Here is a 12,182-nt window from a genome sequence, read left to right on the forward strand (position 1 = left end):
CGAAATGACGGGGATGGTTTATATCCTTTTTTTGATTTGTACGTTCAAAACTAATGAATAGGATCAAAAAAAATAACAAAAAACCATAAACCCATTGGTACACAAAGTCGCTTTTCCATTTTTTCCAGTTAAAAAGCATTAAAATTACCAGCCATAAACCCGCCAACATCAACAGTGTGCCTGTTGCAGGTAGATTGAAACGAATACCCAATAGGATGCCAATAATAAATGGCAGCAATATTCTAACTACGGGTAGTTCGTCCCAATTTATCAGATTCATTCAGAAATTATAAATTATTAGTCCTTGAAAAAACAAATAAATCCAATCCCAATTTTACAAAGCTTTACATTTGACTGCTTTATGGAGGTATAAAAACCTGATGTTTTTTTGGCTCAAATTAGTCTAACCAAATGGGAATTAAATTGATAAGTCAAGTATTAAAACTTCATTGGTTAATCAATAAAAGAAAATCAAATACATGCAAATTTAACCAATCTCACAACTATTTATTCATATAAGAACTAACCATTTTAATCAGAAAACAAAATTTATATGTCTTATAAAATTTTTAAGTTAATGGAGTAAGCGCCAAGTATTTATCTGATTTTGAACTTTGAATTAAATAGTTCTTAAATTGCGCCCTGTTATACTCAAAAATCTTCACAAATTAACCATGTCCAAACAAGCTGAACCAATTACCATTCTTTGTATTGCTTCTTTTTTCAAAGGAAATGATTTTATGATTTCAGTCAAAAATATGGGCTGCAAAGTTTTGTTGGTTACCTCTAAAAAATTAGAGAACAAACCTTGGCCAAGAGCTTTTTTGGATGAAGTTTATTACATGAATCAAAACGAAGAGGGTGAATGGAATTTAAACGATTTAGTTGCAGGGCTTGCCCATGTTATGCGTAGTATGACAGTGGACAGAATTGTTGCATTGGACGATTTTGATGTAGAAAAAGCTGCCCATTTACGCGAACATTTCAGAATTCCGGGTATGGGACAATCTACAGCCCGTCATTTCAGAGATAAACTGGCTATGCGAATCAAAGCCTCAGAAGCCGGAATTAGCGTACCTCCTTTCAGCCCTTTGTTCAACGATGCTCAAATACACGATTTTACACAACAAGTCTCACCTCCGTGGTTAGTAAAACCGCGAAGCGCTGCTTCAGCAACTGGCATTAAAAAAATATACTCATCCGAAGAACTTTGGTCGCACCTAAACAAAAAACTCGGAAACGACCGGCATAATTTTTTAATCGAAAAATTTGCCCCCGGTGACGTTTATCATATTGACTCACTTTCTGTGGATGGAAATGTAATTTTTGCAAGGGTATCACAATATCTAAATACTCCTTTTGAAGTAGCGCACAGCGGCGGAATTTTCATGTCTGTTTCGGTCGAACATGAGTCTGCTGAAAAAACAGATTTTTTGAATCTCAATCAGGAGGTTCTAAAAGCTTTTGGTATGCGTTTCAGTGCATCACATACTGAAGTAATTAAGAATCATGAAACCGGAAAACTTTACTTTCTGGAAACTTCATCGAGGGTTGGTGGTGCGCATATTGCTGAACTGGTCGAAGCTTCTTCTGGAATTAATTTATGGAAAGAATGGGCAATTATTGAAACCTGCATGGCAAAGGGTGAACCATATACACTGCCTGCTGTTAAAAAAGATTATTCCGGAATAATCATCTCACTGACCAAACAGGAACAACCTGACGATTCTATGTTTACAGATCCTGAAATATGTTGGAGGCTTAAAAATAACGATTACCATATCGGGTTTATCGTCAAATCTGAATCAAGAAACCGAATACTCGAATTATTAGACAATTACGCCAAAAGAATTTATTCGGATTTTCACGCTTCTGCACCGGCCCCCGATAAACCAGTTCTTTAACCGGCCTAAGCTTTGCAATTTTAAAACGCTGACAACCATTTGCCAAAATCCTTCATCTTCGCAGCATCAGCAATCTTCACAATCCATCTAATTGTGTCTAAAAAGCCATCATGAGTAAAAATTTCATGTTATCGGTCTTATTGTTCCTTTTGTTTGCCTGTATTACATTATTTGCACAACCGGCGGCCTTGGGAAGTTGGAGGGTTTATCTGCCTCAAACTGATGCCACTTCTTTAGCCCAGACTCCGGAAAAAATTTATGTGGGCACGAAGTATTACCTTTACGAGTACAATAAAACAGACGGCTCTATTTATCCGATAACCGGCTTGAATGGACTTAGTGAGCTTGGAATCGCTCAATTAGCCTACAACAGTAATGTTAATGCCTTAATCATTGCCTATAACAGTTCTAACTTTGATATTTACATCAATGGTACGATTAAGAATTATCCCGACATCAGTCGTTCGAATATTGCAGGTGAAAAAACGATTAACCATATCTTGCCTTATGGCGACAAAGTTTATTTCTCTTGTAGTTTTGGCATCGTATTGTTCAATATAATAACCGGACAATTTGAAGATACTTATATCATCGGAGCTAATGGTGCTTATATCAAAGTTTATCAGGTAGCAACTGATGACACAAATATTGTAGCTGCGACAGAAAATGGATTGTATCGCGCAAATATCAATCATCCTAATCTTGCATTTTTCAGCAACTGGCAACATATCGGAGAGTTTATGCCTGAAGGCCTGGAAACCAAAAATATAGTGTATTCCAATTCAAAATTTTATGCCGAAGCAGACGGGCTGATTTATCAGTCTTCCGATTTAACAGAATGGGATCTCGTTTATGGCAATGCCAACTGGTGTATTCAATCGGTTGAAGTGAGTTACAATCAGGTGGTAATTTGTGAATGGCAAAACAGTTGCAATGCCAATAATGCACAGTCTGCCCGTGTTGTTGTTATTCAACCCGATCAAAGCATTATTCAATACGAAAAATGGAATTTGCTTCGCCCGGTTAAATCTTTTACGGACGAGAGCGGAAACGTTTGGGCTGCTGATTTTTGGCGCAGCTTAATTAAGATGGGTCTTGATTATTCAGAAACAATCATACCACAAGGGCCTTATAGTTCCAATGTATTTAGCTGTGCTGTTTTGAACAAAGATATTTGGGTGGCTCATGGAGGAATTACTTATTCGTCCTGGAACGGAAAAACAAATAAAGAAGGAGTCAGTATTTTGCGACAGGGATTTTGGGAAAGTTATGGCTCACGCAATAACCAAGCATTTGAAGGGGTGGATGATGTTTTAAATATCGTTAATTTTCCTACCCAAAGTACTTACTATATCAGTTCATACAATAAAGGAATTATCAGTTTTAACGGGTCGGATTATGGAAGAATAGATCCAGGTAACAGCTCTCTGCAATATACAGTTGGTGACCCAAGTACTTGCCGGATTGGGGGGATGACATTTGATTCTTCCGGCAATCTTTGGGTCGCAAATTATGGCACCCCAAATGCCATTTCTGTGATGACCCCAGAAGGTGAATGGAAATCTTTTACCACTCCTTTTATTCCGGGAAGCCCTCCCAATCCCTACACACAAATCATTGTGGATGATTACGGTCAAAAATGGGTAGCAGCACACAAAAACGGCCTTTTGGTTTTTAATCATGGTGCTGACTTAGAAAATACCACCGATGATTTGTACAAACTGCTTAAAACAGGAACAGGACAAGGCAATTTGCCTATAGTCGAAGTTACCTGCCTTGCCAAAGACAAAAACGGGGCTATTTGGGTAGGAACAACGGAGGGTATCGGTGTTTATTATTGCCCGTTCATGGTGTTTCAAAACGGTTGTGATGCGGTAAGACCCTATGTTGATGTTACCGGTTTTGGTGCATATCTGTTGGAAACGGAGATTATAAGGGCTATTGTAGTAGATGGTGCTAACCGGAAATGGATAGGAACTGAAAACGGGCTTTGGCTGATTTCACCGGATGGAACTCAACCGCTCGAATATTTCACCACCAAAAACAGCCCCCTCTTGTCCAATTTTATTACCGGCTTGTCTTTAGACGGAGAAAGCGGAGAATTATATATCGGAACAGACCGTGGGTTAGTCTCGTACCGTACTGATGCTACTGAAGGTGGATTTAACAACGGTGAGCTCATGGTTTACCCCAATCCGGTCAGGCCTGAATATGAAGGAGACATTGCAATTAAAGGATTGGCACAAAATGCCAATGTAAAAATTACCGATATTGCCGGAAACTTAGTTTTTGAAATCACTGCCAATGGCGGAACTGCTGTTTGGAACGGACGGGATTATACCGGCAAAAAAGCCGCCACAGGTGTTTACCTCGTTTTTAGCAGCAATTCTGATGGGTCGGACAACGCGGTAACCAAACTGATGATTGTCAGATAAAAAAGTCCTCAAATATAAATACTAACCATTGACAAGACTTTCTGTTTCTTTGAAACAGTACCGGCAGCCGTCATTTATACAACGTCAATGAGTTTATAACCCTTTCCATGAACGTTGATAATGTTTATTTGAGGGTCGTTTTTAAGGTATTTGCGCAGTTTGGTAATAAAAACATCCATACTACGGGCGGTAAAATAATTGTCCTGCCCCCAAATAGATTTTAAGGTGATATCACGCTCGGTAATATTGTTCTTATTTTGACAGAGCATGGTAAGCAGGGCATTTTCCTTGGTGGTCAGTCTGGTTACTTCACCTTCTAATTCTAAAACCTGTTGAGTAGGTTTAAAAACATAGGTTCCGATTGTGAACTGATCAGGTATATCGGTATTTATTATTACCGTATTTTGTTGCTGACAACGCTTCCAAATCGCATCAAGTCTGAGTTTTAACTCTTCCATGCTAAATGGTTTGGTCAGATAATCGTCCCCACCAACTTTAAAACCTTCCAGTTTATCCTCTTTCATTGACTTTGCCGTCAAAAAAATGATGGGTATAAATTCATTTTTCTCTCTGATTTTTTTGGCAAGTGTAAAGCCGTCCATTACCGGCATCATAATATCTAACACACAAATGTCATAACTATGTTTATTATAGGCGGTAAAGCCTTCTGCCCCGTTTTCGCAAAGTGTTGTATCATAACCTTTTTCAGTCAGATATTCCCGTAAAATATCTCCTAAATTGGGGTCATCTTCTACAAGTAACAATTTTGGATTTTTCATAAAGATTTTAAGGTCGTGGGTTAACTAATAAATAAACAATAAAAAATTGGCTGTAAAAAAATTGGGAGAAATTGTACTTCAGCATTTGCTAATGCTTTCATATTCAGGAAACGAAAAAAAAACGTGTTGAGTTGTTTTGACAGTTAAACAAATTGACGAACAAAATGACACCGTACTAAAATTGCTTAAAATAAATGGCAAGATTGAAAGAAAAAAATTTAAACAACAAATGGAAGATGGACTTCAAAAGTGCTTCCTTTTCCAAGTTTGCTGTTTACCCTAATATAACCTCCATGCTGTTCGGTCATTAGTTTTGCGTAGCTTAAACCCAACCCAAATCCTTTTACATTGTGAATATTACCGGTTGGAACGCGGTAAAATTGTTCAAATATTTTGTGTTGGGTTTCTTTGGTCATGCCAATACCATTGTCGGTTACGGCAATTACTAATTGATTGTCGTTATTGTAAGTTGATATGGTAATATCTGGCGGCACATCCGGTTTTGCATATTTGATAGCATTGTCAATCAGATTATAAATGACATTGGTAAGATGCATCAAATCGCCGTTGATTATAGTATGTTTTGCATCAAAATGAGTATGCAGGTTGCCATTTAGTTTTGTTACCTGTAACATGGTTTTTTGGACTATTTCATCTAAAACAACATGCAGGTCAATATCGCTTAAGTTAAGTTTCAGATTCCCTTTTTCGAGGCGTGCAAATTGCAACACTTTTTCTACATGGTCTTGTAACCTGTAGTTTTCCTCCTGAATCATGGAAGCATAACGGTCAATTTTTGCTTCTGTTTTAGGAACCGATTTATCTGTCAAAATTTCACAAGCCAATTGGATGGTTGAAATCGGAGTTTTCAACTCGTGTGTCATATTATTGATAAAATCGGTTTTCATATCCGACAGTTTTTTCTGACGGATAATTGTCAGCATGGTATAGGTAAAAATTCCCAGAATAAGCAAATTGAACAAAAATGAAGACCCCAACATAAAAACGGATGAGTTCCAAATGAGTTGTTGTTTGTTCGGGAAATATAACAACAATTCTGCAGTTGGGGCGAAAAGAGCACTTTGACCTATTGTTTTCCGGTAAGGCGTGGAGAGAATTTCGTTACTCAAATCAGCAACTTTACAATTCGCATACACAACATTACTATTTGTTGTACATTCTTCACCGGAACGCAAACAATATTCATAGGGGATATTGATACCTGCATTGTTTAAATTTGCTTTCAAGGTTGCTTCCAAAGCTTTTCGGTCAAAACGATCTTTAATGGGCTTTTTTATCAACAACATTTCTGTTGCTATACTTTGAATATGTTGATAACTTTGCTCCATCTTGACAGCCAAGGTAGCCAATGCGGTAGTGTCAATATTTTCAAACCATAACATGTTTGAATCAGGCTGTAACTGCTGAACAGATAACATCTTTTGGTACACCACATCATTGTCCGTCAGATTAAGCCCATCATTAGGTTTGACAATTGTGGCTTCTGCAATTAAGGTTTGTGGTTGTAAAATGCGAGGACGTTTATACCTGATTGCAACCTTATCACCGGCAGTATGATTGCCAACTACTTGTTGGACATCCAAAGCGGCATAAACTTTGATTGAATCAATAGCAGTAATAATATCTCCCTCTTTCAAACCGGCTGCTTCTGCAGGGCTGTTTTCAATCACTTTTGCTACCAATACTCCGGGCCCTAATTCTTCTGGAGCCATGTCTAACAATACGCCTAAAAATGCACCTCCGGTTTTTGAGGTAACTGATTTTTTGACTATAACTGTATTATCCGAATTGATTGAATCAATTGTAATTTTTTCAGTTTTGGTAATTTGTGGCGTAAACGGCGGGGGCAGATTTTTAGGATCCTGTTCAGATATTGGTCCGTATCTTGACCACATTATCTGTGCGGCTTCTAATTTCTCCATTTTATGAGCCACTTTCTCCAATGCCTCATTGACCGTATAACTAAAAAATGCCTCTTTTGCGGCTATCGCTTCTTTGATCCATTTGTATTGAAGAATTATGAGACCTAATAAAGATATGGCCATCACAGAAATCAACAACCTTATTTGAATGTTTTGCATATTCCCAATTCTTGCCGCTAAGTATTTGTCTAATCTCAACTTACATTATATTAAACCTAAACAATGCCAACAAAAATACCTGAAATTGCGTTTAGGTTTAGGCACTTAACAAACTTTAACTATAATTAACCCTCCTTTAACAAATTAAGTTTGCAGCACTTTCTATATTTGTTTGCTAAATCATCAAAATTTAATCTTATAAACTATGAAATCAATATTCCGGTATTTTTTAATCTGGATCTTTCTGATAATTTCCGTCCTTTTAACTTTCCGTGGCACTGCCTTTAGTCAGAATTCCGATTCTCAAATCAGGGTTAAAATCAAATCCAACATCAACGGACAAGAAACTATTATTGATACTGTTTTAAACAACAGCAATGAATATCAGGATTTGTTTCAGGAATTTAGTATTCCTGATGTTCAGGAAGCCCCTGACAGGTATTCGGATGAATTTCCTTTGGATGAACAAGGAAAATTTGCTGACAAGTCACATCAAAGATCACAGAGGTATAACAAAAACGATCGTAGCAACAAACAAGCTGTATCTAAAAACGCAGCATTAGGAGTTATCATCAGTTCTGATGAGACAGATGATGATGAAGAAGGTGTTAAAATTCAAACGGTAATTCAAGGAAGTGCTGCGGAATCTGCAGGGCTACAGGCAAGTGATTTGATTTTGACTATCAATGAAAAAGAACTTTACTCGGCTCAAGAACTGATTGAAGAGGTAGGCAATTTTTCGCCCGGCGACATGATTACCATTGAATATATGCGAAACTCAAACCGGAAAACTACAACAGCAATTTTGCAGGAAGCCGAAAATAAACAGGCCTATACCCCCCATCAACCGGACATGAATATGGATGATTTCTTTAATCAGGATTTCTGGAAAGACAATCCCGGTATGAACGATTTTCAACAACAAATGGAAGAATTAATGCGAAAAATGGAAGAGATGTTTAGCCAAATACAACCACAAGAAGGTGAAATGCAGGAACAATGGAAAGATTTCAACCCGAATCAATATGAAGATTACAACGACAACAATTCTGCTTATCCCAAAAATGAAGTTAACACCCTTAAAGTTGACAATCTTAGCTTGGCCTTTAACCCTTCAGACAAACAAATTGAGATCTACTTTTCACTCGAAAACAAATCTCCAATCGTAGTTAAACTCTATGACAGCAAGGGTAATAAAATTTTTGAGGAAGAGGTAAACAACTTTAAAGGAAATTTTTCGAAAACAATTTCTGTTGGTAAAGCTTCTTTTTCTGAGAACTTTATCCTTAAAATTAATCAGGATGGAAAAACATACAATAAAAAAATTGAAACAAAATAAAACAGAGTAACCGTAAATCCGAATCCTAAATTCAGGTCATTATTCCTTTTTTGTTTTTTTTGCATTTTGTCTGTCTTTAAAAATTTTTTTCAGACTGTTTAAATGTTGTTTAATTGAAGTCAAATGACATTAAACACGCACTAATCCTTTAATTCTTCTCCTTACGTTGTTTTTTTTAGCCCGACTTTTAAATTTTTAAAAAGAAAATAAAGAGTGGTTTTGGGGTCATTATTCATTTTAAAAAAAAGTTTACAACATATTTGTTCCTATATTTGTAACAAATAGCAAAATTTCTTTCAGGAAAAATTCAGACAAATGTCTTCAATCACCATTTTACTTAAAGACAGTACCACTGGAAAAGAAGTAGAAATCGAATTGCCGGATAATGTGATTATTAAAGAATTGTTGCCTGCCATTACACATGCTCTTGGAATAGATTATGCAGAACAAAGGCAGTTGCAAAACAAAACCCAGTCTTTCGATTATCTTGAAATTGACACCTTAAAATCGCGCGAAACTCAAGAATACGACTTATGTATTCTTAAATACGAAACCATCCAAGGAATAGCGCCATAAATCACCTGTAATGGGAAGAGCAAGGGATATCCGTTTATTAAGTGATTATCAGAAAATTTCGCATTTTATCGAAAAGCACCCCTTTATCTCTATCGTTAAAGTGGAAGGGATGCCTCCGGTTGAATATTTACTGGCATTTCAATTGTCCGGATATATCAATATTTCGGGGCAAGTGGTTACCCATCATGAGGTAAAACTGATGTTTCCCGAACAATATCCCTTTTCTGCACCTCCAAAATTTTCATTTACCAAAAGTCTTTTTCATCCTAACGTTTACAAAAACGGCGATGTTTGTCATGGATGGTATCTGAACAACTGGCATCCCGGTATTCATATCGAAGACTTACTGCTCGATATTGCCAAAATGATTTGTTTTAAACCCGATTCATACAACCTGAAAAGTCCTGCTAATTTTTTATGCGATTCAGAATGGATTGCAACCCATCAAATTCCCATTGACCCGATACCCTTACAAGATAGTTTTGTGTTGTTTGGTCAGTTGGAATCAAAACATTTAGAATCTAACCAACATAACCCCGAAGTTGAATCCCCCGAAACAGATTTGCAGATTTCTAAAATAAAAATCAAAGCCATCCGCAATCTTTATCAACAGGAGCAAACCAATAAAAGCCATTTTCCTCAAAATGCCGATACCTTAAAAGTGAGGATTGAAAAAGGAAAATAACAGGCAGTACCGGATTTGTACAAATTTCATGGATTAACCCCATAAAAATGCCTTTGCTTTTTAACCTGATAAAATAAAATGCCCATGAAAATCAGAATAATTAAAGAGCAAAAAAATGAGCCCGTATCTGTTCAAAATCCTTTTTCAAATTCCGATTTTACAGATATTCATAGCCCACCCACTAATAAAATAAATCCCTCGCTTGTTCCGCAACGATTACAGGTTTTTATGAACCGTCAGGTGCATGAAATGATATGGCATCATATCAGTTCAGACACATCACTCGAGTTAGGAGGAGCTTTATTAGGTTACTATGCTGAATGGAAACAACAAAAGTTTTTAATTATTACAGACGTTTTCATCCAGCCTGTTGAATATTTTGCTTCGCCTGTGATGATAAAATTTACCAATCGCTTTTATGATGAATTAGAAAACAGCTTAGCTCAAATCAAGCAAAATTTCCCTTCGGTCGTCCGGTTGGGTTTGTTTCACTCCCACCCCAACTATGGGGTGTATATGTCAAAAACAGATGCTTTGGATTTCAAAAGAACGATAACATTGAGCTATCAGATTGCCATGATTTTTGATCCGGTCAGACAAGAAGACGGGCTTTATTTTTGGTCAAAAGAGAACGCAACAGACGAAAACGATATTTCAGCTACTTCCCATTACTATTTATTCCATTCTTCTAATCCGTCTTATTGTCCTCATAAAACCGAAAGTAATGAGGTATATTTTGCAACCGCAAATCCGTTGGTACAATTTACCGGAACATTACCCGACACGTCCGGGCTCGGAAAAACTCTTCATCATCGTGAACTTCAACCTGTAAATTCCTTTTTATCCGAAGAAAAAAAGGATTCTGTTGAAATCCAAAAACCAGTTATTAAAAACGAACTGAACTATACGCAAGACTGTGTTGTGATGAAATGTCCTCTATATGATTTGACCTGTAACAATGAATCGGTTCAATTGTTGCGTTATTTTAAATCTCTGAAAAATACAAACCGGCACGAGTTTCCTTACATGATTTTTTTGTCGAAAAACATTAAACACGAAATCTCTGCATATCTTAAAAACGACCTTCCTGTTGCCGGTGTTCTGAACGGAAAATTAGGGTATGACAGCGAAAAAGAAACTTACTTTGTTTTTATAAACGAAGCTATTTTCGACATCATGCCAACTCAACCCAATGACAGCGAAACAATGATTGATCAGTTAGAGAAAAAACTGAAGGTGCTTGCATCAAATACAAAGAAATTTATAGGATGGGTTTTTGTATCAAATGGCAGGGCTGAGTTGCCTTATCTTTTTTACGACCTGCACAAAAAACTGTTTTCAAAAAGCTATCATATCGGTCTGTTATTAACTCAAACAAAAGAAGCCGGACCGGATTTTAACCAACTTACAATTATTGCCTATGACTTTTTGAAACAGGAACCCTATAATCACTATCCCCATTTTTTCCTGTTTGGTTAGCATTTTTTATACTAAAATTCCTTGTTATTTTCTTCTTTTTAATCGTTTATATATGGTTTAGTTGGTGATGTTTTATTTGTTTCTATCAAGGACTTTTATTACCTTAGATTGAAAATTTTGCTACCCCTTCTAAAAAACACGCATGACGCACAACGAGTTTCCTATTTTAAGTCAAATGAATGGTTTGGTCAATCAATGGACTGAGAATTCTGATGACCGGGTTGTTTTTTTAAGTTGCTATATGCGGATGACCTCCAATGTTCTTGAAGCAACTCAGGGGAACAAGTTTCACCATCCTGAATGGGTCAATACGTTGCTTCATCACTTTGCAGGCTATTATTTTGTGGCATTGGATGCTTATGAAAAAAACATCACCACTACCCCATTGATTTGGGTCTTTGCACATAATACGGCAAAGGAAAAAATGACCTCCGCCCTTCAAAAATTGTTAATGGGTGTAAATGCCCATATAAATTATGACCTTTCATTGACCCTGTACGACTTGTTTCACGAAAACTGGGGCATCCTTTCTCAAGAAGAAAAAGAGTTGTATTACCAAGACTATACAAGGGTCAACGATATTATCAGTCTAACGATAGATGCTGTTCAGGATGAAATTTTAGCACCGGCTATGCCCGAAATGCAACTGTTAGATAAACTGATGTGGCGGGCTGACGAATGGCTTATTTCCAAACTACTTACAAAATGGCGTGAAAAAGTTTGGAATGATGCCGTGGCATTGTTATCCGCCCAAAAAAAAGAAGAACTCGATCAGATAATTTTGCAAATTGAAGCCAATGCCATTCGCAGAAACAACGCTATCATGAAGGATAACTGGGCAACCGTAATTTTTGAAATCTGGTAAAATCAGCTTTTCTGATTG

9 protein-coding genes are annotated in these 12,182 nt (G+C 36.9%); 7 read left to right on the top strand and 2 right to left on the bottom strand.

Annotated elements, in window-relative coordinates:
• The first annotated feature begins 674 nt into the window (after positions 1-674).
• Positions 675-1,904 (top strand): ATP-grasp domain-containing protein, encoded by a 1,230-nt coding sequence (locus IPM47_17610; GenBank protein ID QQS28643.1) that lies wholly within the window; start codon positions 675-677, stop codon positions 1,902-1,904.
• A gap of 110 nt (positions 1,905-2,014) precedes the next feature.
• Positions 2,015-4,339: a hypothetical protein gene (locus IPM47_17615; GenBank protein QQS28644.1), complete on the top strand. Its 2,325-nt coding sequence runs from the start codon at positions 2,015-2,017 to the stop codon at positions 4,337-4,339.
• 74 nt (positions 4,340-4,413) lie between these two features.
• Here IPM47_17615 and IPM47_17620 read toward each other — a convergent pair whose 3' ends face one another.
• Positions 4,414-5,118: a response regulator transcription factor gene (locus tag IPM47_17620; protein QQS28645.1), complete on the bottom strand. Its 705-nt coding sequence runs from the start codon at positions 5,116-5,118 to the stop codon at positions 4,414-4,416.
• A gap of 218 nt (positions 5,119-5,336) precedes the next feature.
• Positions 5,337-7,220, bottom strand: a complete 1,884-nt coding sequence (locus IPM47_17625; GenBank protein ID QQS28646.1) for a PDZ domain-containing protein — start codon at positions 7,218-7,220, stop codon at positions 5,337-5,339.
• A gap of 205 nt (positions 7,221-7,425) precedes the next feature.
• On the opposite strand from IPM47_17625, the gene IPM47_17630 reads away from it, so the two are divergent.
• From IPM47_17630 to IPM47_17650, 5 genes are all read left to right on the top strand, one after another.
• Positions 7,426-8,559, top strand: a complete 1,134-nt coding sequence (locus tag IPM47_17630; protein ID QQS28647.1) for a PDZ domain-containing protein — start codon at positions 7,426-7,428, stop codon at positions 8,557-8,559.
• Between the two features lie 315 nt (positions 8,560-8,874).
• Positions 8,875-9,135, top strand: coding sequence for a hypothetical protein (locus IPM47_17635; GenBank protein ID QQS28648.1), 261 nt, complete (start codon positions 8,875-8,877; stop codon positions 9,133-9,135).
• 10 nt (positions 9,136-9,145) lie between these two features.
• Positions 9,146-9,820, top strand: a complete 675-nt coding sequence (locus IPM47_17640; protein QQS28649.1) for a hypothetical protein — start codon at positions 9,146-9,148, stop codon at positions 9,818-9,820.
• An 84-nt stretch (positions 9,821-9,904) separates the two neighbouring features.
• Positions 9,905-11,299, top strand: a complete 1,395-nt coding sequence (locus IPM47_17645; protein QQS28650.1) for a hypothetical protein — start codon at positions 9,905-9,907, stop codon at positions 11,297-11,299.
• Positions 11,300-11,441: 142 nt separating this feature from the next.
• The gene (locus IPM47_17650; protein ID QQS28651.1) at positions 11,442-12,164 is read left to right on the top strand and encodes a hypothetical protein; all 723 of its coding nucleotides are present in this window, start codon (positions 11,442-11,444) and stop codon (positions 12,162-12,164) included.
• Positions 12,165-12,182: the final 18 nt, after the last annotated feature.

This window comes from Sphingobacteriales bacterium (assembly GCA_016700115.1).
Classification (GTDB): domain Bacteria; phylum Bacteroidota; class Bacteroidia; order Chitinophagales; family UBA2359; genus UBA2359.